Origin of the sequence: Pseudomonas sp. NPDC087336 (genome assembly GCF_044744285.1) — a bacterium.
Lineage (GTDB): Bacteria > Pseudomonadota > Gammaproteobacteria > Pseudomonadales > Pseudomonadaceae > Aquipseudomonas.
In genome coordinates, this window is the sequence record NZ_JBIUYA010000009.1 from 70,564 (window position 1) to 92,775 (window position 22,212).

Sequence of the window (22,212 nt, forward strand, 5' to 3'; positions counted from 1 at the left end):
GATGCCTCGTGACGGTCCTCGTCACCGGCGCCGCCGGTTTCATCGGTTTTCATACGGCCAGGCGCCTGTGCCTGGACGGCCATGAAGTGGTCGGGATCGACAACCTCAACGACTATTACGACGTAGCGCTCAAGCAGGCGCGGCTGAAGGCGCTTGAGTCGTTGCCGGGTTTTCGCTTCCTGAAAATGGACATCGTCGACAAGCCGGCATTGCTGGAGGTGTTCCGCGAGTACCGGTTCAGCGACGTAGTGCATCTGGCCGCCCAGGCCGGCGTGCGTTATTCGCTGGACCATCCGGATGCCTACGCCCAATCGAACCTGGTGGGTTTCCTCAATGTACTGGAAGCCTGTCGGCACCATAGCCCCGGGCACCTCATCTATGCGTCGAGCAGTTCGGTCTACGGCAGCAACCGCAGCCTGCCGTTTCGCGTCGAGGATGCGGTTGATCACCCGGTTTCGTTGTACGCGGCCACCAAGCGTGCCAATGAACTGCTGGCCCACAGTTACTGCCATCTGTACGGCCTCAAGGCCAGCGGCCTGCGCTTCTTCACCGTCTACGGGCCTTGGGGCCGGCCCGACATGGCGCCGTTCAAATTCACCCAGGCCATCCTCAACGGCCTGCCCATCGACGTCTACAACCAGGGCGAAATGGCACGGGACTTCACCTACATCGACGACATCGTTGAAAGCATCGCCCGCCTGCGCACACGGCCGCCGGGCGAGGGTACCCATCAACTGTTCAACATCGGTCGCGGTGAACCCATGGCGCTGCTGGATTTCATCGAGTGCCTGGAATCGGCATTGGGCACCGTGGCCCGGCGTAATTTCATGCCGATGCAGGACGGTGACGTGGTCAAGACCTGGGCCGATGTCTCGGCGCTGCAAGCCTGGGTCGACTTTCGCCCTGGGGTGTCGGTGGAAACCGGGGTCGGGGCCTTTGTGCAGTGGTATCGGCAGTTTTATCAGATTTGAATCGTTCGCCGCGGATAACGGTAAACCTATAGGGCCAGGGGACTCCATGAGCCAAGACATATTTGTATCGGTACTGATTCCGGCCAAGAACGAAGCGAACAACCTCAAGCCGTTGCTTGAAGAGGTGCGCGAGGCGCTGGCAAACGAAGTGTATGAAATCATCGTGGTCGACGATGGCAGTACCGATGCCACCTTGCACGAGCTGCGGCAGATCAGGAACAGCGGCCTGGGTGCCTTGCGCATCCTGCATCATGAACGCCCGCTGGGGCAAAGCACCTCGCTCTACCACGCTGCACGGGAAGCGCGCGGGCAATGGCTGGCCACCCTCGACGGCGATGGCCAGAACGATCCGGCGGACATCCCGGGCATGTTGGCACTGGTGCGCAGTGAGCGGGGCAGGGGCGACGTGCAACTGGTGGCCGGCCACCGGACCGACCGCCGCGATACCGCGAGCAAGCGCTGGGCCTCGCGTTTCGCCAACGGCCTGCGCCGGCGCCTGCTCAAGGACGCCACGCCGGACACCGGTTGCGGCCTGAAGCTGATCGAGCGCGCGGCGTTCCTGCGCCTGCCGTATTTCGACCACATGCATCGATTCATTCCGGCATTGATCCAGCGCCATAACGGCCGAACGATCAATTATCCGGTCAACCATCGAGCACGCACCGCCGGGGTGTCCAAGTACGGCAACCTCGACCGTGCCCTGGTGGGCATTGTTGACCTGGTCGGTGTCTGGTGGCTGATCAGGCGCACGCGGCTTAACACCCACGCCCAGGAGCTCGAAGGATGATCATGACCCGCGAAGCCCTGTGGCTAATGATCGGTTTTGCCGGACAGATCGCGTTTACCGGACGGTTCGTCTTGCAGTGGCTGTACAGCGAATATAAAAAGCGCAGCGTCATTCCGGTGAGCTTCTGGTACCTGAGCATCGTCGGCAGCACCTTGCTGTTTGCCTATGCCATTTACCGCCAGGACCCGGTGTTCATTGCCGGGCAGGCGTTCGGCTCCATCGTGTACCTGCGCAACCTGCAATTGATTGCCAAAAGCCGAAAAGCCAAGGACTGAACCATGCGCCGAACCCTCTCGCCCCGGGTCGAATGCCTGGGCCTGATGCTGCTGGCCTTGCTGTTGATCGGCGCAGGGCTGGGCTTGCGTCAGGCGCAGAACGTCGATGAAGAGCGCTTCCTGGGTGTGGCCCTGGAGATGCTGCACAACGGCTCGTGGCTGATCCCACACCGGGCCGGGGAGATTTACGGCGACAAACCGCCGATCTTCATGTGGACGGTGGCGTTCTTCGTCTGGCTGACCGGCCTGCCCAACGTCGCGCTGTACATTCCCGGGCTGTTGTCGGCAACAACGGTCACGGCGCTGGTCTACGACCTGGGCCGTCGGCTCTGGAGTCAGCGTATCGGTCGCATCGCAGCACTGTTGTACCTGGCGACCTACCAGACCTACAGCATCCTGCGCACCGGGCAGATCGACAGTTTCCTGATTCTGTTCACGACCCTGGGTCTTTACGGGCTGGCGCGACATCTAATGGTCGGGCCCGCCTGGCGTTGGTTCTACGTGGGATGCGCGGCGATGGGCATCGGCGTGATCACCAAGGGCGTGGGCTTTCTGCCGGCGTTGCTGCTGATTCCCTATGCTTATGCGGTGCGTAAGGATTGGTCGGGGGTGGTGGCGATGCCGGGCCAGGCGCGCCGATGGCTGCTCGGGTTTGTGTTCATGCTGGCAGCGATTGCGATCTGGCTGCTGCCCCTGGCCCTGTCCATAGCACTCAATGGCACCGCTGAGGAAATCGCCTATGCGCGGGAAATCCTCCTGCGCCAGACCGCCGGACGCTATGCCGCCGCCTGGCATCACCGTGAACCTTTCTGGTACTTCTTCACCAACGTCATTCCACAGTACTGGCTGCCGCTGGTGTTGGTGTTGCCGTGGCTGGTGCCGGCCTGGCGCCGCCAGCTGCAAAAACGCGATGGCCGGGTGCTGGTGCTGCTCGGCTGGGTGGCGTTGGTGGTGCTGTTTTTCTGTATCAGCAGCGGCAAGCGCAAGTTGTACATTTACCCGGCGTTGCCAGGGCTGGTCTTGGTGGCGGCACCGCTGGTGCCCTGGTTACTGCAACGTTGGTTCAGGCAGCGCCCGCGATGGCGACGAGTGTTCCCGGCACTGGTCGCGACCTGGCTGATGCTGTGGTTCGCCAGGGGTTTCGTCGAACCGGTGAAGGACGGGACCAATCCCAATCAAACGCTCATGGCGCAGGCCAACAGCATGTCCCATGGCGCGGACCTGGTCCTGGTCAACTGGAGCGAAGGGCACTGGCTATTCGCCCGCCAACCGATCGTGCACTTCGGTATGCTCGACTCCACGGTGCAAAGGGCTGCGCAATGGCTGCGTGAACACCCACAGGACTACGCGCTGGTGCCGGACGACGTGCTGGAACGCTGTTTCAAGCCCGAGGCCGCGCGGGAACTGGGGGAGAACTCACGGGCGCGCTGGTCGATCGTCGGGGCGGATGCGGATAACGGGTTGTGTCATGCGCAAGCGTCGTCGCCGGTGTATCGGTTTTCCTGGGCTGATCCGCAGGTGCAAGTGTCCGTCCCCTAGCGAAGCTAATGCATATCTGGATTGGGTGTAAATTCGTTGCTGCGGTTACGGATATACACCCCATCCAATTCTTATGAACAGCAACTGATTAAAACTTCGCATAATTCAACGCATCGACAATCGCCGAGCCACCGATACCGGTCAGGGACAGCAGCAGTGAACGAATCAACGGATCCTCGGAATAGCGCGAGAACGAACCGGTGTTGAGCGTTGCAACCCGCTCGCGGATCATCTTGAATTTGGCATAGCCGGGCGTTGATTCCGGTGTTTCCAGCAAATAGGCGTCGATTCGTTGCAAGGCCACCGTGCGGGCCTTTTCCGCGGCACGGCGCAGGGTGAGCGCGGAGCTGAGCAGCAGCAACGCGGTCAGCAGGTAGGAAATCATCAGCCCCGGCGGCGTCGGCCAGTTGTCGAACAGGCTGCTGCGCGAGGCCAGCAGGATCAACAGCACCGCGGTCGGCGCGTAGATCAGCCGGTTGACCGCCGACGTACGCTTGGCGATCAGCTGCAGATCCACCCACTCATCGATGCAGGGATGCTTGAGCATGCCGAAGATTTTCTTGTGCTCGGCCTGCAAAGTCCCTGGCCAGATCGCATGGTGCTCGCTCAAATGACGGATGAAGCGCGTCAGCAACAGGTTGGCGTCCATGACCCAGAACACCAGGAGCTGGAAAGTCAGGGTCGGAATCAGCCAGTTCAACATCCACCAATCCGAGGCGCCGCGTACGGGCGTGCCTTCCATGGGCCAGATCACGAACAGCACGCTGGTGACCACGACGTAGGCCCAGGTGGCGAGCATCGCCCGCAACAGGCGGGCACCGAACGAACCGCAGATGCAGTGCTCGCCCCAGAAGCGCGCAATGACGATCATCTTGCGTCCGTCCGTGCAGCGGGCCTGGGCGGCGGCGCAGGACTTCGACCAGTCTTCGTTGGCGCTCATCAGCGGGAAGAAAATCAGCAGCAGCCAATGGCCCAGTTCATTGCACCAGCGGCGCAGGCTCCAGCGTTTGCCGCGGCGGATCAAACGCCGTACCTGGCCCCACAGGGTCGTCTGGTACTTGCGCATGTGCAGGCGCAAATGGAAGGCGCTTTCGATCTCGGCGCGGTTGATGCGCAGCTTGCGCCAGCCCCAGGTCAACGCGCAAAGCGAGATCAGCACGGCCAGCAGGCGCAGTGCCACGGTCGGCCAGGCGCTGATGCCTTCGAGCAGGAACATCGGCTCGCCCAGGCCGTTGTCGGTCAGGGTGCTGCGCATCTGGTACGCCAACATCAGCGCGAGGATGAACACCACCAGCGGGACCACGATGTACCACGCCCAGGCATCGGATGAGCCCGGGGTCATACTCGCCGTCGCGTCCTGGGGCAGTGCCAGTCGCCGCGTGGAGCGGCGCAGCAGGTTCGAAGACAGGATGCCCAGCAGCACCAGTACGAAAGTGAACCACAGGAACTCCGCATGCCAGTAGCGCGTGGCAATGAAGGCGCAGGCCGCCGCTACCATGAATAGCGTAATAGGCACGCCGCGTACCCACGTCAATCGTGCGTCGTGTTCGCCTTGGGGGCCCTCGATGCGCCACCAGAGGATGAACGCCGCGATGCTCAGCAGGGTGAGCGTCAAGGGGCCGGCCCAAAAGAACGACTGGCTTTGTTTGAATCGCTCGCGCAGGGCCCTGGAGGGCTCAGGGTAGGGCGGCGGCGACGGATCTTGCAGGCAACGCAGCGCCATCAGATCGTGGGGCAGTATGCCGCGCTCCGACTGGGCTTGGGTGGGTGCCTGGCAACTGGTCGGGCGCGAGGCGCCCAGTCGCGTGGCCAGGGGAATGAAGCCACTGATGCCCACTTCGTAGATGCCGGGCGAGAGCAGCTCCGATTTGGAATAGTCGAACTTTGCGCGTTTGGCATCGAAGGATTGCGGGGCCAAGGCCGCCAGTACCGAGATGAACACGGCACTTTGCAGGCTGTCGCGAAACGGCGGCACGTCCTGTTGCAGGGCGCGGGTCAGCGTCAGGCCATAGGGCGCGGCGAGGATCAGGTTGCGCGTGGTTTGTGCCTGGCCCCGTTGCAGCATGCGCGCGTCAAGATCGGTGGAGAAGTACAGTTTGTAGGGCATCCGGCTCTTGAGTGCTTGCAGTACCAGCAGCTTGTCGTAGGCATCGACACCCAGGATGCCGATGGCGCCGATGCCGCTTTCGCCATCGCGTCGATAGGCCGCGTCTTCGCTGGCGATGTGGTCGGCGAGGCGTCGCAGATAGTCGAGCTGGGAGTTGCCGTCGGATTTCTCCAACGGGCTGAGGTCGATTGTGGATACGCCAGGGGCGTTTTTACCCACATTGGAAGTGGCGGTTTTATCGGTGCTCGCCGATTCTTCCGGCAGACGTCCGTCGAGACCGCGCAAGTAACTGAAGCGCAAAATCCACTGGTCGACAGCACCCTTATGGTTGTCACCGTCGCCGAGTCGGGCGTCCCTGGCCACCTGCAATTTGAAGCTTTCGATCAGGGCGCGGCTATAGAAACTGTCCCACTCGGAAATCAACGCGATGCGGTTGGCGCTGCGGCGCAGATTGCCGGTGCAGGGGGAACCGATCCGGCTCAGTTTGCCCTCACCGCAGCGTACGCCAGCGGCCGGGTCGACGCGGCGCAACTTCAACTCCTCGAGCATCAGCTGGGTCATTGTGCCGTCGTCGCTGACGGTGCGCAGCAATTTCATGGGTTGCCGGTTTTGCAGGGGCGGTGAAAGTTTCTGGTAGCCGCGATCCAGGGTCTCGTTATCGGCCGTGGCCAGCGGTGAGTAGATTTCGATGTTCGCCGAAGCCTTGCCGATGTCCTGGTCCTGGAACATGTCGCGCAGCACGGTCGATGTCGAGGGGCCTATGACTTTCAGCACGGCATTGGCCGCAGGCTCCGTGCAGGGTGCTGGCACGCAGGCCATGGCGACTTTTTGGTTCAGGCTGTCGCGTAGGGTTTCGAGCTGTTGCAGCGGCGTCGAACCGAGCGCGTCCTGTTTCAGCCAGAACACGATCGTGCGGTCGGGCGGTGCGGGTTTGCCTTCGAGCGCCAGCGGTGGATCAAAGGGATTGGACACGAACACTTCGTAGGGCATATCGACGAAAGCGCTTTTTTGCGGCGCCTCGAGTGACAGGTTGGCGGCCAGTTTCAGGCAGTGGATGTACTGCTCCTGATCGGGTACCCGATGGGAATTCTTGAACCCGGCCAGCAAGGCATAGCGGATGCGCCGACGCCGTTCGACTTCATCGGCGTAGGGCCCGCCCTCGACCAGCGCGACCATGATGTCGGGCGCCGATTGTCCTGCGCTCAGGGGAGAGAGGTCGGGGCTGCAAACGTTCTCGGCGTCCGGGTTCTTGCTGTCGGCAAGCTTCTTGCGATAACGCTCCACGGCGTCGAAAGGGTCCTGCCACAGCCGGGCTTCGATGGGCAGTTGGGCCTGGAACTGGGCGCCGATGGGGCGCGGCTCCAGGAAGGGTTCGCGGGTGAGGGCGAACATCGATACCACCAGACTCAGGATGACCGCACTGCCTGGCAACCAGAAGGCCAGATTTGTGCCCGAATCCTTGCTGTCCATGGCCTGTGCCTCTTGTTTGCGGCCAACCGTGTACTGTTATTTATAGACCCAATAAATGAAGGGGCATGGCCTGAATGAGCGATTGTCTGACCGAATTGCCGTCTAGCGGCTTTTCACCCGCGCTACGGCGGCTGACGTACAGTGGGGTGCTATGGCTGAATAACTAGTCATGCCACCTTTAAGGTCATCCTGGACAACCACCATGCAACACATCGGCCTCATCGTTTACCCCGGTTTCCAGGTCCTGGGCCTGGCCATGTGTGCCACGTTCGAACTGGCCAATAACGCTGTGCAAGAGCCGGTGTACAGCATGGCCTTGCTGTCCGAACACGGTGGCATGGTGAAAACCTCCGCAGGTTTTGCCGTAGAAACCACAGCGTTCGGCCAGCGTTCGTTCGATACGTTGCTGGTGATGGGCGATAACCTGATTCGCCCGGTATCAACCGGCCTGGTCGAGTTTTTGCGCCGCGCCAGCCAGAACACCCGCCGCCTGGGTTCGATCTGCACCGGGGCCATTGCCCTGGCCGAGGCCGGTTTGCTCGATGGCCGGCGGGCGACCACCCACTGGTGTCACGCCGCGTCGCTGCAGCGGGCGTACCCCAGGATCAAGGTCGAAGAGGACCGCATCTTCATCAACGATGGCAACCTCTGGACGGCCGCGGGCATGAGCGCTTGCGTCGATCTGGCACTGGCGCTGGTCGAGATGGACCTGGGGGCCGAAGTCGCGCGGCGGGTAGCCCGTCAGTTGGTGGTGTATCACCGCCGGGCAGGCGGGCAGTCGCAGTTTTCGGTGATGCTGGCGTTGCAGCCCAGGACCGATCGCATCCAGTCTGCGTTGACTTACGCCAAGCAGAACCTGAAGTCCGAACTGTCGGTCGAGGCGCTGGCCAGCGCCGCCAATCTCAGTCCTCGACAATTCAGCCGTGTGTTCAATGCCGAAACCGGGCAATCGCCGGCCAAGGCCATCGAAAGCCTGCGGGTGGAGGCCGCGCGGTTGATGATGGAAACCGGCCGGCACTCGATCGATGTGGTGGCCACCGAAACCGGGTTTGGTGACAGGGAGCGCATGCGTCGGGCGTTTCTGCGTGCTTTCGGGCAGCCGCCGCAGGTGATTCAGCGGGCCGCTCGGGGGTGATGTCCTAAAAGGTGGTGTATTCGACATTCAGGACTAAATATTATTTACGTAATATTTATCTCGTTGAAGCCCGTTCCCTCAATGAGATTACCGCCATGACCTTTGTCAAAGCCGCCGCCGTACAAATCAGCCCCGTGCTCTACAGCCGTGAAGGCACCGTCAATAAAGTCGTCGAGAAGATTCTCGAGCTCGGCGGGCAGGGCGTGCAGTTTGCCGTGTTTCCGGAAACCATCGTGCCGTACTACCCGTATTTCTCGTTTGTCCAGGCGCCCTTTGCCATGGGCGCTGAACATCTCAATCTGCTGGACCAGGCCGTGACGGTGCCGTCGGCGGCGACCGATGCCATTGGTGCCGCGGCCAGGGAGGCCGGCATGGTGGTGTCCATCGGCGTCAACGAACGTGATGGCGGTACGTTGTACAACACCCAGTTGCTGTTCGACGCCGACGGCACACTGATCCAGAGCCGCCGCAAGATCTCCCCGACCTACCATGAACGGATGATCTGGGGCATGGGCGACGGTTCTGGCCTGCGCGCCACCGACAGCGCGGTTGGGCGCATCGGCCAACTGGCGTGCTGGGAGCATTACAACCCGCTGGCGCGTTACGCCTTGATGGCCGATGGCGAGCAGATCCACGCCTCGATGTACCCCGGCTCGTTCGCCGGCACCCTGTTCGCCTCGCAGATGAAAGTCAGCATTCGCCAGCACGCCCTGGAAGCGGCCTGCTTCGTGGTCAACTCCACCGCCTGGCTCAATCCGCAGCAACAGGCGCAGATCATGGCCGACACCGGCTGCCCGATCGGTCCAATCTCCGGCGGTTGCTACACCGCGATCATCAGTCCGAATGGCGAGGTGCTGGGGGCGTTGACCGAGGGTGAGGGTGAGGTGATCGTCGACCTCGACATGAGCCTGATCGACAAGCGCAAGCGCATGATGGATTCGCGCGGCCACTACAGCCGTCCGGAACTGCTAAGCCTGCTGATCGACCGCACCCCGCATGCCCATGTGCGTGAACGCAATGCGCATCCTGAGGCGGTGGAAGAAATGCTTTGATAATGCTTGACCCACTGTAGGTGTCGTTTCAGTGCTGATTGCGGCGCCAGAAAAAACGGGCCAGCAACGCATCGAGGCTGAACTTGCCAGCGCCCGAAAGCAGCAGCGGCACAAGGGCGGCGAGGTAGATCAGTGGCAGCTTGAAGTTACCGAAGCCTTTGTTGCTGATGGAGTAACCCTGGGCCAGTTCGCTCAAGGTCGACCAGTCGGCCGGCCAGTGCACCGCGGCGGTCGCCACGATGGTCACCACGATCAGGCTGATCGCCGAGAACCGCGTGGCCAGGCCCACCAGCAGGGCGAGGGCGCAGATCAGCTCGACCCACATCGACAATTCCCAGTTCAGCGTGGCCGGAAGGTGGTTGAACGGAAACAGGAAGCGCTCCTGGATGTCGGCGAACCAGTTTTCGCCATTGAATTTTTCCAGGCCCGACTCGAAGAATTCCCAGGCGAGGAACACCCTCAAGGTCAGTGGTGCGATCCAGCTGCCGGCACGGTCAAGGTTCAGGTGCAGGCCTTTCACGGCCGATGAAATAGTGGCGTTCATGGTTGATCTCCTTCAAGGCGGGGATGTTGGACCGGGGGTGTGCCCGTTGAGACGTATTTCATCAGCCGGGTGTATCTGCGGTGTGTCTTTGGCACGGGGATTTGAAGGCCTGGTGTGTCAGGGGCGGGGCTGTACACACTTTGATACGTTCAGCTCGAATGCATTCAAATGTGGGAGCAAGCCCGCTCCCACAAGGGCCTGGGTGAACATTACGTCAGAGCGGCAACGCCAGAATCCGGCTGCGCAGATGCTCCAGCGTCCCGTCATCGAGCACCGTGGTCAGTTCCAGGCCTTCTTTGGCCTGATACAGATTCATTGCATCGCGGGTCTGTTTGCCGACGATGCCGTCAATCGTGCCGGGGTGCCAGCCCAGGTACGTCAGGTAGGTTTGCGCGGTGCGAATCCTGAGGTCAGGCGTGCCGCCGTAGGAGAACTTTTGATACGCGGCACTGAGCCGCACGTCGTAGTTGTTGATGGCATAGTTGGGGCCGTTGTAACGACGGGCGAAGTTCGCCCAGTCCTTGGCCCGTAGCGCGGCGATGGAACCACCACCGATCAACGTGCCGACCGTACACAGCAGCTGTTCGTTCTCGGACAGGACCATGCGCTTGACCATCGACTCGACGTCTACGCAGCCGGTGGAGGCGAAGTTGAATCCCATGATCTGGCCCAGCCCCCACGACGTGCTTTGCAGCGCCGCATTGCGGTTCAGCTCAATCGCCTGGTTGAGCCGGTCGTACTGGTGATCCCCCGACGCACCATAGTTGCCAGGGCTTTTGCTGCTGATATCAGGGTGTTGTGCGTCAAACTTCTGGTGGGTCAAGCGGCTGAAGACGTGACGCTCGAAAAGGATTTTCGGACGGCGATCGGAAAAGAATCCGTTGCCGGAGGTTTCTACTGCCAGAACAGCCCACAGTTGTGCAGCGCTGACTTTGGCCAGGTCCAGGGCATTTTCCAGACCTTCGTCGTCAAGGGCTGCGCCATGGCTTCTGAATTCATCGCTCATGACGGCCTCCTTCGAAACAGCAAACGCGGGGGGTACGCTTTAAGCGTAGGTGCGCCAGGCCGGTACCGGTGCGATTGCGATCATCGGTGCAGGGGTGTGGCGGATGACGCTCGGCGGCTTTTGCTATACATTTTCAGCCCGCCCATTGCATGGTGATACCGCTTCATGTCTCTTGCGCTCGAACGTCTAGTCGCTGGCACGCCGATCCCATTCGCCGGTAATCGTGTCACTGTGGTCAGCCCCGAACTGGCGGCACGCTTTGCGCCCGGTGACCACCTGTTGGTAGAGCAGGTCAGCGGCGAACTGTTGTTGATCCCGGTGGCGGACCAGCAAGCGGCAGCGCTGGCGATCGAACGTGCCGAAGCGGCGTTCAAGGCGATGTCGACGGTCTCGGACCAGGCCATCAGCGCCTTCTTCGATGTGTTCGCCCAACGTCTGGAGACGCCTGAGTGCTGGGCCTTGATCGAGGCCGCCAACCTGGCCGACATCGAACGAGCCAAGGCGCGCGGTCGCTCGACCACGCGCTTGCTGGCCGATGAACGCATGCGCCGCGACATGATTGCCGGCCTGCGCGCCTGGCGCGATGCGTCGGCCAGCCGCGGCAAAGTGATCAGTTGCGTCGAACACGACGGCTGGAAAGTCGAACAAGTGGTCGCGCCGCTGGGCATCGTCGCGTTCGTCTTCGAGGGCAGGCCGAACGTCTTCGCCGATGCCGCCGGTGTGTTGCGCACCGGTAACACAGCGGTGCTGCGCATTGGCAGCGATGCGTTGGGCACGGCACAGGCCATCGTCACTCACGCACTGAACCCGGCACTGCACGACACCGGATTGCCGACCGGTGCGGTGTCGTTGGTGGAAAGCGTCAATCACGCTGCCGGTTGGGCGATGTTCGCCGACCGACGACTGTCGCTGGCCGTGGCCCGTGGTTCGGGGCGCGCCGTCAGTCAATTGGGCAGCATAGCGCAACAGGCCGGCACCGCCGTCAGCCTGCATGGCACCGGCGGTGCCTGGTTGATCGCCGACACCGACGCCGATGCCACGCGCTTCGCCGCCGTGGTGCGTAACTCCCTCGATCGCAAGGTCTGCAACACCCTGAACGTCTGCCTGATCCAGCGCGAGCGCGCCGCTGAACTGGTGCCGCTGTTTCTCGACGCGCTGCAGCAGGCCGGCAAGGCACGCGGCCAGGGCTGCAAGTTGCACATCGTAGAGGGCAGCGAAGCGTTCCTGCCGGCGGATTGGCAAACCGCCAGTGTCGAGGTCTACCGCGCCGAAGGCTACCGCACCGAAGCACTGGCCGAACCGTTGCCGGAAGATCAATTGGGTCGCGAGTGGGAATGGGAAGAAACCCCGGAAGTCAGTCTGAAGATCGTCGACGACCTGGATAGCGCCATCGCCTTGTTCAACCGCTACAGCCCGCAATTCACCGTGTCGCTGCTCAGTGAAGATGCGGCGACCCAGGAACGTTTCTACAACGCGGTCAACGCGCCCTTTGTCGGCAACGGGATCACCCGTTGGGTCGATGGCCAGTACGCACTCAACAAGCCGGAACTGGGCCTGTCGAACTGGGAGAGCGGGCGCCTGTTCGCGCGCAGCGCGATTCTCTCGGGCGATGGTGTGTTTACCATTCGCAGTCGCATGACCCAGGTCGACCTGTCGATCAAACGCTAAAAACCTTGCGCAGCGGCTGCCCGAGCGGTCGCTGCGGTCAAGCTCAGGCGGCTTCGACGGATTCGCCATGCACGGCGCAAGTCGTCGGGTGCTCGGCCAGCGACACGAACGTGCGGCTGCCGGCATCCAGGGCATCGATCGAGCCAGTCTCGATGTCACACCCAGCCATGCACTGGGCACTGATCTTTGCGGGCATTAAAAAAGGGCCTGCTCTTATCGGGAGCAGGCCCTTTCTTCTATTGAATTACTAATTAATCAGTAGAACCGGTCAATCACTCGAACTTCGTTCTGGTTCTGCAGCGAGTCCCAGGCCTGTTTCAGCGTTTGCAGGACATTACCCATGAAGTCCTTATCGGCGGCGGCTTTCTTGCCGACATAGCCCTGGCCGCGACGGTACATTTTCAGTCGGGCGAGCAGGTTCTGGTTGTTCTGGTCGAACTCCGCTTCATGGGCATGTGGCGACAGGCAGTCGATATGCACCTGGCCCGATTTGCTGATCCACAGGATATGGCTGTCGTGGCTGTCTTTTTGCGCCGCGAACATACGAGCCAGTTCTTCGATAGTAGGTTGATTGTTCAGGTTCATGATAAAGCCCCCTTGACCATTTGGTGATCTTTCAAAGTTGATTCGCTAATACAAGTAGCCCATCGGTTAGTTGATCCCTGGCACCGAAACCAGGACGTCAGCAGTCGTCCGCCGAAATCGGCGGGGTACCGCGTCTGTTGCATGTAGTCGTGTTGAATAACTGCTACGCAATAGCGTCACAACGAAGAGAAGCGGCGATAACCTTCGGCCCCTGCCGACGTGTTGAGGGTCGGCCACAAGCATCATGAGGATGGATCGCCAGCGCTTCTCGTCCTTGTACTGGACGTTCAGGCCAGGTCAGCTTCTTCAATCTGCCTTGTGGGCAGCGTGTATCCGGAAAAAACAGCTCGGCGGTCAGACGAGCTTGCTCAAGCGTGTTGCTACTCCCGATCGGGGAGACGTCTGCATCATGCAAGGGCAAATCGAAGGCGTCAACGGTTTTGTAGTGAATATTTTTAGACACTACATATTGTCCGACAAAGCTGTTTTGGAATTAGAAAGTGGGGGTTGCAGGCGGGTGGTCTGACAACCAACCCGTCGCTCGTGGATGTACCCGATCAACTGTAGGAGCCAGGCTTGCCGGCGAAGGCGTCCTCGAATACCGCATCGCGCGTTCGGGTCTCTTCGCCGGCGAGCCGGGCTCCTGCAATGTTTGGCGCAGGGTAATCTCTGGCGTCGAGCGCCGTCAGGCTACGAAGGCCGATACCTGGGCGAGGTTGTTGTCCTGGGCTGCGGCGATGAGGTGCAGAGGGATATGCGGTTGCTCGACGGGGGAGGGAATTTCAATGCTTCCTACAATGTGCGGTTGTCGCTCACTCAGTCCGGTCGACTCCTGTTCCTTTGCCTTAGCCATTCTCGCGTGGTTCGCTGCGATTTCGTTGAGAGTTGACACGTTACATCTCCGGTGACTGACCAAGCGTTTTGCTGGAGTCCTTTAGCGTTGATTGGATGGCCATCGCGTCAGTTTTATGTCGTTCGCGATGGCTAACGCGGGCCGGTGCAATCCCCGCGCCAGAGGAGGCTGGGATTTACCCCTGGCGATTTCATTTGCGACGAAAGGTTATGGGCACGGCCGGCTCGGGTCAAAACACGATGCCGATCTTTGCGCCGTACTCTTCCCGGGTCTGTTTGTCGAAGTCGGTAAACTGAAATTGACCGTCCAGGTCATATTCGAAACGGTTGTAGTAGAGCCCGGCGATAAAGGCAATCGCCCCCTGCTGGTTGAACAGCCAGTTCAACTCGACAAAAGGATTGGTGGTGTCTTCAAGATCAAGTTCCTGGCTGCTCACGCCGTGGATTTGCAACTGCGCGTCACCATTGATGACCTTGCGAACCCCAGCTTCCAGGCGCAAGGTTGAAGTGCTGAACGCGTGGTTGTAGCCGGCCGCCACTTTAGCGAAGGGGGTGCGATTGGTGAGATTGATGTCGTACTTGTTAAAATCCGGGTCATAGCGGTTCCACTTATAGCCTCCCCCGATCAAAACGTCTAAAAAATTGTCGGCATCCAGGGCCATTCTCCAGCCCAGGTCCAAGTCGGCCTGACCATCGGTGACGCGCTGATGTTTTTCTTCGGAATACTGCCCGGTGATTTCCGCCTGATACACAAGGCCACCCCGGCCAGTCATCTTGTTGCCGAAGTTCAGGAATGCTCCAGCTTGCGGGATATGCTCTGTACTGGTGGAGCTACGGCCCTTGAACTCCAGCTCGCTGTAACTTCCCAACAAGCCGACGGCAAAAACAGGAGCTTCGGAAGGTGTTGCGCCAGTGAAAGGGGGGGGCGACGCCCGCCAGGAGGGAAGTGACAACAGCAGCAAGACTGGTTCTATTCATGAGAACTCCATCAGCGCACTTATGGTCCGTTTTGGACCTGTCACTAACAACAATAGTCGGTTTTGGTGCAGCGTTAGACCGGTCGTCGGTCAGGACGAAAAAAAGATGGCAATTAGCCTTGACGTCATCTTTTTGTCGCCTGTGAGTGCGATTTTAGGAGGTTGCCGCGCGACTCCCTGCCCGACGAACTGCACTTCTGCTCTTTCGATATGTGGCCAGTGCGGGCACAATGCGCATCCTTTTTTTGGCTGGCCTTGCCGGAGGCCTCGAAATGATCAAAACGCCGTACTACCTCATCGATAAGCAAAAGCTGCTGGGCAACATGGAAAAGATTGCCTACGTGCGCGAGCAGTCCGGGGCCAAGGCCCTGCTGGCACTCAAGTGCTTCGCCACCTGGTCGGTGTTTGACCTGATGCAGCAATACATGGATGGCACCACCTCGTCGTCGCTGTACGAGCTCAAGCTCGGCCGGCAGAAGTTTGCGGGCGAGACCCACGCCTACAGCGTGGCGTGGGCCGATGACGAAATCGAGGAGATGCTCGACAACTGCGACAAGATCATCTTCAACTCCATCGGCCAGTTGCAGCGCTACACTGAAGCATCTGCAGGCAAGGTCCGTGGCCTGCGGGTCAACCCGCAGGTGAGCAGCTCCGATTACCTGCTGGCCGACCCGGCACGGCCGTTCAGCCGCCTGGGCGAGTGGGACCCTTCGATGATCGAGCAGGTCATCGAGCAGATTTCCGGCTTCATGTTCCACAACAACTGCGAGAACGGTGACTTCGGCCTGTTCGACGACATGCTGTGCACCATCGAAGAGCGTTTCGGTCATCTGCTGCACAAGGTCGAGTGGGTCAGCCTCGGTGGCGGTATTCACTTCACCGGCGAAGGCTACGCGCTGGATGAGTTCTGCGCGCGCCTCAAGGCGTTCTCGCAAAAGTACGGCGTACAGGTTTACCTGGAGCCGGGCGAAGCGGCCATCACCCAGAGTGCCTCGCTGGAAGTCACCGTGCTTGACACGCTCTACAACGGCAAGCACCTGGCGGTCGTGGACAGCTCCATCGAAGCCCACATGCTCGATCTGCTGATCTACCGCCTGAATGCCAAGCTGGCCCCGAGCGAGGGTGAGCACACCTACATGGTGTGCGGCAAATCCTGCCTGGCCGGCGATATTTTCGGTGAGTACCAGTTCGATCGTCCGCTGGCCATCGGCGACCGCCTGTCGTTCGTCGACGCAGCGGGCTACACCATGGTCAAGAAGAACTGGTTCAACGGCCTGAAAATGCCGTCCATCGTAGTGAAACAACTCGACGGTAGTGTCGAGGTGGTTCGTGAGTTCGGTTACAACGACTATATGTCCAGCCTCTCGTAAGCTGGCTGAGAAGGAGAGAGAGAAAAATTGAAGAAGAACGTACTTATCATTGGTGCAGGAGGTGTCGCCAAGGTGGTGGCCCACAAGTGCGCGCAGCACAACGACGAGCTCGGTCGTATTGCTATCGCGTCGCGCAACATCTCCAAATGCCAGGCCATCATCGACAGCGTCAAGGCCAAGGGCAGCCTCAAACAGCCCGCTGAAATCAAGGCATTCACCCTTAATGCCCTGGACGTCGAGGCGACCAAGACGCTGATTCGTGAAACCGAATCGCAGATCGTCATCAACGTCGGTTCCGCTTTCCTCAACATGTCGGTGCTGCGTGCCTGCATCGATACTGGCGCCGCTTACCTGGACACCGCCATCCACGAAGAGCCGGGCAAGATCTGCGAGACGCCGCCCTGGTATGGCAACTACGAGTGGAAGCACCTCGAGGAATGCCAGCAGAAGAACGTCACCGCCATCCTCGGCGTGGGCTTCGACCCGGGTGTGGTCAATGCCTATGCGGCACTGGCCCAACAACAGTATTTCGACCGCATTGATTCGATCGACATTCTCGACGTCAATGCCGGTTCCCATGGCAAATATTTCGCCACCAATTTCGACCCGGAAATCAATTTCCGCGAGTTCACCGGGCAGGTGTGGAGCTGGCAGGACAGCCAGTGGACCAGCAACACCATGTTCGAAGTCAAGCGCACCGACGACCTGCCGGTAGTGGGTTCGCAGAACCTGTACCTGACCGGTCACGATGAAGTGCACTCGCTGTCGAAGAACCTCGGCGTGCCCAACGTGCGTTTCTGGATGAGCTTCGGCGAGCACTACATCAACGTGTTCACCGTTCTGCGCAACCTCGGCCTGCTCTCCGAGCAACCGGTCAAGACCGCCGAAGGGCTGGAAGTCGTGCCGCTGAAAGTGGTCAAGGCCGTGCTGCCTGATCCGAGCTCGCTGGCGCCGGGCTACACCGGCAAGACCTGCATCGGTGACCTGGTCAAGGGCACCAAGGATGGCCAGCCGCGCGAAGTGTTCATCTACAACGTAGCGGACCACGAGGAAGCCTTTGCCGAAACCGACAGCCAGGGCATTTCCTATACCGCCGGTGTCCCACCGGTGGCTGCAGCCCTGCTGGTAGCCCGCGGTGAGTGGGACGTGCAGCGCATGGTCAACGTCGAGGAGCTGCCAGCCGAGCCGTTCCTCAAGGCGCTGGACGTGATGGGCCTGCCGACCCGTATCAAGGACGAGCACGGCGACCGTGCCTGGGACTGCAAGGCCTGAGGCTTGCACACCTGTGATGCAAAAAAACGCCGCTCATTGAGCGGCGTTTTTGTGTGTGCCAGGTTGTTGGATTCGATCAGTGACGATCCAGCCACACCGTTTGTGCGTTGCAGAATTCACGCACACCAAAGTGCGACAGCTCGCGACCGAATCCGCTTTTCTTCACACCACCGAAGGTCACGCGCGGGTCGCTGGCGCAGTAGCCATTGATGAACACCCCGCCGGTTTCCAGTTCACTGGCCATCTGCTGGGCCAGCTCGACATTGCCGGTGTAGACGGTGGCCGCCAGGCCGAACTCACTGTCGTTCGCCAGTTCCAGCGCATGCGCAGCGTCGCGAGCGGTGATGATCGACGCGACCGGACCAAACAGCTCCTGCTTGAACGAAGTCATCTGGTCAGTGACACCGGCCAGCACCGTAGGCTCATAGAAGTTACCCGAGCCTTCGGCCTTCTTGCCGCCCAGCAACAGGGTCGCGCCTTCTTCCAGGGTGTCGCGCACCTGTTGATCCAGCTCATCGCGCAGATCAAAGCGGGCCATCGGGCCGATGTACGTCTCGGCGGACAGTGGGTCGCCGACCACCAGTTGGCGCGTGGCCTCGACAAACCGCCGGGTGAATTCCAGGGCTATGCCTTGCTCGACGATCAGCCGCTTGGCCGCCGCACAGACCTGCCCGGTGTTCTGGTAACGACCGATCACGGCCGCTTTGACGGCGTCGTCGAGGTTGGCATCATTGAGCACGATGAACGGATCGGAACCGCCCAGTTCCAGGACGCACTTCTTCAGCGCCGCGCCAGCCTGGGCGCCGATGGCCATGCCAGCGCGCACACTGCCGGTCAGTGTGACGGCGGCGATGCGTGGGTCGGCAATCGCTGTGGAAACACCGTCCGGCGTGACGTTGATAACTTCGAAGATGCCTTCGGCAAAGCCTGCCTTTTTGAAGGCATCCAGCAGCAGGTAGGCGCTGCCCATGACATTGGGCGCGTGCTTGAGCACGTAGGTATTGCCGGCCAGCAGCGTCGGCACCGCACCGCGCAGCACTTGCCAGATCGGGAAGTTCCACGGCATGACCGCGAGAATCGGGCCCAGCGGGCGATATTCGATGCGCGCCTTGCCGCCTTCGACCAAGGTGGGTTCAGCGCTCAACATGGCAGGACCGTGTTCGGCATACCAGTCGCAGAGCTGTGCACATTTCTCAATTTCACCGCGGGCCTGGGCGATCGGCTTGCCCATTTCCAGGGTGATCATGGTGGCCAAGGCTTGTGCGTTGTCGCGTAATGCCCGGCCCAGGGCAATCAAGCGCTGCGCGCGTTGGGCAACCGGCTCGCGGCGCCAGGCACGGAACCCGCTGGCGGAACGCGACAGGGCGGCGTCCAATGCCGCTGCGGATTCGTAAGGGTAGTGGCCGATCTGTTCACCGGTCGCCGGGTTGATCGAAATGGCGTGGGTAAGGCTGCTGATGTTGGTCATGGCACCGTCCTGCGGGTAGGAATGCGCTCAGATTACGGTGCTGTATGTTTTCTTTAAACTGAATAATAATGAGCGTCTTGTTCACGTTTGGAGAATGATGTGGATCTGGTTCAGCTCGAGATTTTCAAAGCTGTCGCTGAGCACGGCAGCATCAGCGTGGCCGCGCAGCACATCCATCGGGTGCCTTCTAACCTGACCACGCGGATCAAGCAACTGGAGCAGGATCTGGGCGTCGACCTGTTCATCCGCGAAAAAAGCCGCCTGCGCCTGTCGCCCGCCGGCTGGAGTTTCCTCGATTACGCCCGGCGGATTCTCGATCTGGTCCAGGAAGCCCGCGCCACGGTAGCCGGGGAAGAACCCCAGGGCACATTTCCCCTGGGATCGCTGGAGAGCACCGCGGCGGTGCGGATTCCCGAACTGTTGGCGGCCTACAACCAACAGTACGCCAAGGTCGAACTGGACCTGTCCACCGGACCTTCCGGGACCATGATCGACGGCGTGCTGGCAGGCCGCCTGACCGCCGCGTTTGTCGATGGCCCGGTGCTGCATCCGGCGCTGGAGGGCGTACCGGCATTCGAAGAAGAAATGGTGCTGATTGCGCCGCTCAACCACAGCCCGATCCATCGCGCGCAGGACGTGAACGGCGAAAACATCTATGCCTTCCGCTCCAACTGCTCGTATCGCCACCACTTCGAAAGCTGGTTCACCAAGGACGCGGCAGTGCCGGGCAAGATCTTCGAAATGGAGTCCTATCACGGCATGCTCGCCTGCGTCAGCGCCGGCGCCGGCCTGGCCCTGATGCCGCGCAGCATGCTGCAGAGCATGCCCGGCTGCAGCACGGTCAGCGTCTGGCCGTTGTCCGAGTCCTTCCGTTACTTGCGCACCTGGCTGGTATGGCGCAGGGGCACGGTGTCGCAGAGCCTGACCATGTTCGTGCGGTTGCTGGAGGAGCGGTGTGAAGCAATAAATCAGGTGAATAGAGTGGAAGGGGCGTAGCGCCGGTTCAGGTGCTAGCTTTCCTCGATGTTATCGATGTGCTTGAAACGTTCGATCAGAAAATCGATCAGGCAACGCACTCTCGCGGATAAATGCAGCTGTTGCGGGTAGACCGCATACACGTCGGCGCGGGTGGGGGTCTGGTCTTCCAACACCAGGCGCAAGCGGCCACTGCGCACATAACGTGCGATGTCCCATTCGGCCCGCAGCAATATGCCAAAGCCATCCAGCGCCCAGTTCAGCGCCACCTCGCCATCGTTGCAACCCAAGGCGCCATGCACCTTGATGTTGTCCTTGCGTCCGCCGTTGTTGAAGCTCCAGACCCCATAGGGTGACTCGTTCTGGCGGATGAAAATGCAGTTGTGATCCTGCAACTCGGCGAGCTTTTTTGGCGTGCCGTACTTGTCCAGGTAGAGCGGCGAGGCACACAACAGGCGGCGGTTGGAGGCGATCTTGCGCGCATGGAAGGCGGCGTCCGGCAGGGTGCCGAAACGTATGCCCAAATCGAATCCGTGGGTCGCCAGATCAAGCGGGTGGTCGCTGATTTCCAGCTGTATCTCCACCTCCGGGTATTGCGCGAAGAACGCCGCCAGGGCAGGGCCGATGTAGCGTCGGCCGAAGCCCAGGGAGGCATTGACGCGGATCAGGCCTTTGGGGGTGGCGCGGCTGCTGCTGACCAGCTGTTCAAGCTCGTTGATCTGGGTGAGGATTCGCGCGGCATGGGAGAAATACAGCTCGCCTTCCGACGTCAGGCTCATCGACCGTGTGGTGCGATTGACCAGGCGTGTGCCGAGCCGTGCCTCCAGGGCGGTCAGGCGTTTGCTCACGGCCGGCGGCGTGACGCCCAGCTCTCGGGCCGTTGCTGCCAGGCTGCCTTTGTTGGCGAGCAGGTAGAAAAAAGACAAATCCAGGGTCTGGTCCATTCGTAACTCAAATTCATCTATGTAGTTATTTTGGGTAACTCACGCTCATTTACTCACTACATATACTCCGCTCACCCCCTGATTGAACACCCCGTTCATCAGGCACAACAAAAACATGAAGAGAGTGGAGTTAACGATGAGCGCATACAAAATTGCTGCGGTTCCAGGTGACGGCATCGGTGTTGAAGTGATCGAGGCGGGTGTCGAGGTGCTGCAGGCCCTGTCGAAAAAATCCGGCTTCGAACTGGATTTCAAACACTTCAACTGGAACTCGGACAACTACCTGAAAAACGGTTACTACATCCCCGAAGGCGGGCTGGAAGAACTGAAAACCTTCGACGCGATTTTCTTCGGCGCCGTCGGTGCGCTCAACGTCCCGGACCATATTTCCCTGTGGGGCCTGCGCCTGCCGATCTGCCAGGGCTTCGATCAATACGCCAACGTGCGTCCGGCACGCGTGCTGCCCGGGGTGAAAAGCCCGCTGCACAACGGCGACCAGATCGACTGGGTGGTGGTGCGGGAAAACTCCGAGGGCGAATACTCCGGCAACGGCGGTCGCGTGCACCGGGGCTTGCCGGAAGAAGTCGCCACCGAGGTCTCGGTATTCACCCGTGCCGGGGTCGAGCGCATCCATCGCTTCGCTTTCGAACTGGCGCAGAGCCGTCCGCGCAAGCACTTGACCATGGTCACCAAGTCCAACGCCCAGCGACACGGCATGGTGCTATGGGACGAGATTTTCTTTGAGGTCGCCAAGGACTTCCCTGACGTGAAGGTCGACAAGGAACTGGTCGACGCCGTGACCACGCGCATGGTGCTCAAGCCGTCGACACTGGACGTGATCGTCGCCACCAATCTGCACGCCGATATCCTCTCCGACCTGGCCGCGGCCTTGTCCGGCAGCCTGGGCATCGCGCCGACCGCCAACCTGAACCCGTCGCGCAAATTCCCGTCGATGTTCGAACCGATCCACGGCTCGGCCTTCGACATCACCGGCAAAGGGGTCGCCAATCCGATCGCGACATTCTGGACGGCGGCGATGATGCTCGAACACCTGGGCGAACCCGCCGCGGCCAAGCAGTTGATGTCGGCCATCGAAGCGGTGACTGAAAGCGGCCTGCATACCCCGGATCTGGGCGGTACCGCCACCACCCGGCAGATCACCGAGGCCATCATCGCCTTGATCAACCGCTGATAATTTCCAGCGATTCAAAGGAG

General features: G+C 60.7%; 19 protein-coding genes and 1 pseudogene. 11 read left to right on the forward strand and 9 right to left on the reverse strand.

The genetic code is table 11. The features are described from left to right. Window positions 1–8 precede the first annotated feature (8 nt). From ACIO0C_RS11235 to ACIO0C_RS11250, 4 genes are read left to right on the forward strand one after another with little or no spacing between them, the layout of a single operon-like run. The gene (locus ACIO0C_RS11235; RefSeq protein ID WP_401311606.1) at window positions 9–971 is read left to right on the forward strand and encodes an SDR family NAD(P)-dependent oxidoreductase; all 963 of its coding nucleotides are present in this window, start codon (window positions 9–11) and stop codon (window positions 969–971) included. Between the two features lie 46 nt (window positions 972–1,017). Then, a complete protein-coding gene (locus tag ACIO0C_RS11240) occupies window positions 1,018–1,758 on the forward strand; it encodes a glycosyltransferase family 2 protein (RefSeq protein WP_401311608.1) in 741 nt (246 codons plus the stop codon). Beyond that, window positions 1,755–2,033 carry a lipid-A-disaccharide synthase N-terminal domain-containing protein gene (locus tag ACIO0C_RS11245; RefSeq protein WP_401311611.1) on the forward strand — a complete coding sequence of 93 codons (279 nt, stop codon included), beginning with the start codon at window positions 1,755–1,757 and terminating at the stop codon, window positions 2,031–2,033. The genes ACIO0C_RS11240 and ACIO0C_RS11245 overlap by 4 nt, the downstream gene beginning before the upstream one ends. Before the next feature lie 3 nt (window positions 2,034–2,036). Then, window positions 2,037–3,572 carry an ArnT family glycosyltransferase gene (locus ACIO0C_RS11250; protein ID WP_401311614.1) on the forward strand — a complete coding sequence of 512 codons (1,536 nt, stop codon included), beginning with the start codon at window positions 2,037–2,039 and terminating at the stop codon, window positions 3,570–3,572. Window positions 3,573–3,660: 88 nt separating this feature from the next. Here ACIO0C_RS11250 and ACIO0C_RS11255 read toward each other — a convergent pair whose 3' ends face one another. Further along, on the reverse strand, window positions 3,661–7,149 hold the full coding sequence (locus ACIO0C_RS11255) for a hypothetical protein (RefSeq protein WP_401311617.1): 3,489 nt from the start codon (window positions 7,147–7,149) through the stop codon (window positions 3,661–3,663). Window positions 7,150–7,351: 202 nt separating this feature from the next. On the opposite strand from ACIO0C_RS11255, the gene ACIO0C_RS11260 reads away from it, so the two are divergent. Beyond that, window positions 7,352–8,284, forward strand: a complete 933-nt coding sequence (locus tag ACIO0C_RS11260; RefSeq protein ID WP_401311620.1) for a GlxA family transcriptional regulator — start codon at window positions 7,352–7,354, stop codon at window positions 8,282–8,284. Window positions 8,285–8,379: 95 nt separating this feature from the next. Continuing rightward, entirely contained in the window at window positions 8,380–9,336 is a 957-nt protein-coding gene (locus ACIO0C_RS11265; RefSeq protein ID WP_401311622.1) for a nitrilase-related carbon-nitrogen hydrolase, read from the forward strand. A 28-nt stretch (window positions 9,337–9,364) separates the two neighbouring features. Here ACIO0C_RS11265 and ACIO0C_RS11270 read toward each other — a convergent pair whose 3' ends face one another. Together ACIO0C_RS11270 and ACIO0C_RS11275 are read right to left on the reverse strand one after the other, a co-directional pair. After that, window positions 9,365–9,880, reverse strand: coding sequence for a DoxX family protein (locus tag ACIO0C_RS11270; protein ID WP_401311625.1), 516 nt, complete (start codon window positions 9,878–9,880; stop codon window positions 9,365–9,367). A 214-nt stretch (window positions 9,881–10,094) separates the two neighbouring features. Continuing rightward, window positions 10,095–10,886: an N-acetylmuramidase domain-containing protein gene (locus ACIO0C_RS11275; RefSeq protein ID WP_401311628.1), complete on the reverse strand. Its 792-nt coding sequence runs from the start codon at window positions 10,884–10,886 to the stop codon at window positions 10,095–10,097. A gap of 165 nt (window positions 10,887–11,051) precedes the next feature. Here ACIO0C_RS11275 and ACIO0C_RS11280 point away from each other — a divergent pair, with 165 nt between their 5' ends. Continuing rightward, complete coding sequence (locus tag ACIO0C_RS11280; RefSeq protein ID WP_401311631.1) at window positions 11,052–12,554, forward strand: aldehyde dehydrogenase family protein; 1,503 nt, start codon at window positions 11,052–11,054, stop codon at window positions 12,552–12,554. Between the two features lie 43 nt (window positions 12,555–12,597). Here ACIO0C_RS11280 and ACIO0C_RS11285 read toward each other — a convergent pair. From ACIO0C_RS11285 to ACIO0C_RS11300, 4 genes and pseudogenes are all read right to left on the reverse strand, one after another. Next, a pseudogene (locus ACIO0C_RS11285) lies at window positions 12,598–12,727 on the reverse strand (carbonic anhydrase); the annotation flags it as partial. An 82-nt stretch (window positions 12,728–12,809) separates the two neighbouring features. Next, the gene (locus ACIO0C_RS11290) at window positions 12,810–13,139 is read right to left on the reverse strand and encodes a hypothetical protein (RefSeq protein ID WP_401311633.1); all 330 of its coding nucleotides are present in this window, start codon (window positions 13,137–13,139) and stop codon (window positions 12,810–12,812) included. 685 nt (window positions 13,140–13,824) lie between these two features. Next, window positions 13,825–14,031 (reverse strand): hypothetical protein, encoded by a 207-nt coding sequence (locus tag ACIO0C_RS11295; RefSeq protein WP_401311636.1) that lies wholly within the window; start codon window positions 14,029–14,031, stop codon window positions 13,825–13,827. Window positions 14,032–14,221: 190 nt separating this feature from the next. Next, window positions 14,222–14,953, reverse strand: coding sequence for a hypothetical protein (locus ACIO0C_RS11300; protein ID WP_401311638.1), 732 nt, complete (start codon window positions 14,951–14,953; stop codon window positions 14,222–14,224). 287 nt (window positions 14,954–15,240) lie between these two features. On the opposite strand from ACIO0C_RS11300, the gene nspC reads away from it, so the two are divergent. Further along, a complete protein-coding gene (gene nspC / locus ACIO0C_RS11305) occupies window positions 15,241–16,338 on the forward strand; it encodes a carboxynorspermidine decarboxylase (protein WP_401311641.1) in 1,098 nt (365 codons plus the stop codon). Between the two features lie 27 nt (window positions 16,339–16,365). Beyond that, window positions 16,366–17,610 (forward strand): saccharopine dehydrogenase family protein, encoded by a 1,245-nt coding sequence (locus ACIO0C_RS11310; RefSeq protein ID WP_401311644.1) that lies wholly within the window; start codon window positions 16,366–16,368, stop codon window positions 17,608–17,610. Between the two features lie 76 nt (window positions 17,611–17,686). Here the strand turns inward: ACIO0C_RS11310 and ACIO0C_RS11315 are convergent, their stop codons facing one another. Beyond that, the gene (locus tag ACIO0C_RS11315; protein ID WP_401311647.1) at window positions 17,687–19,078 is read right to left on the reverse strand and encodes an aldehyde dehydrogenase family protein; all 1,392 of its coding nucleotides are present in this window, start codon (window positions 19,076–19,078) and stop codon (window positions 17,687–17,689) included. A 99-nt stretch (window positions 19,079–19,177) separates the two neighbouring features. On the opposite strand from ACIO0C_RS11315, the gene ACIO0C_RS11320 reads away from it, so the two are divergent. After that, a complete protein-coding gene (locus tag ACIO0C_RS11320; RefSeq protein ID WP_401311649.1) occupies window positions 19,178–20,074 on the forward strand; it encodes a LysR family transcriptional regulator in 897 nt (298 codons plus the stop codon). Between the two features lie 14 nt (window positions 20,075–20,088). Here the strand turns inward: ACIO0C_RS11320 and ACIO0C_RS11325 are convergent, their stop codons facing one another. Then, window positions 20,089–20,997, reverse strand: coding sequence for a LysR family transcriptional regulator (locus ACIO0C_RS11325; RefSeq protein WP_401311652.1), 909 nt, complete (start codon window positions 20,995–20,997; stop codon window positions 20,089–20,091). Between the two features lie 136 nt (window positions 20,998–21,133). Here ACIO0C_RS11325 and ACIO0C_RS11330 point away from each other — a divergent pair, with 136 nt between their 5' ends. Then, window positions 21,134–22,189 carry a tartrate dehydrogenase gene (locus ACIO0C_RS11330; RefSeq protein ID WP_401311655.1) on the forward strand — a complete coding sequence of 352 codons (1,056 nt, stop codon included), beginning with the start codon at window positions 21,134–21,136 and terminating at the stop codon, window positions 22,187–22,189. Window positions 22,190–22,212: the final 23 nt, after the last annotated feature.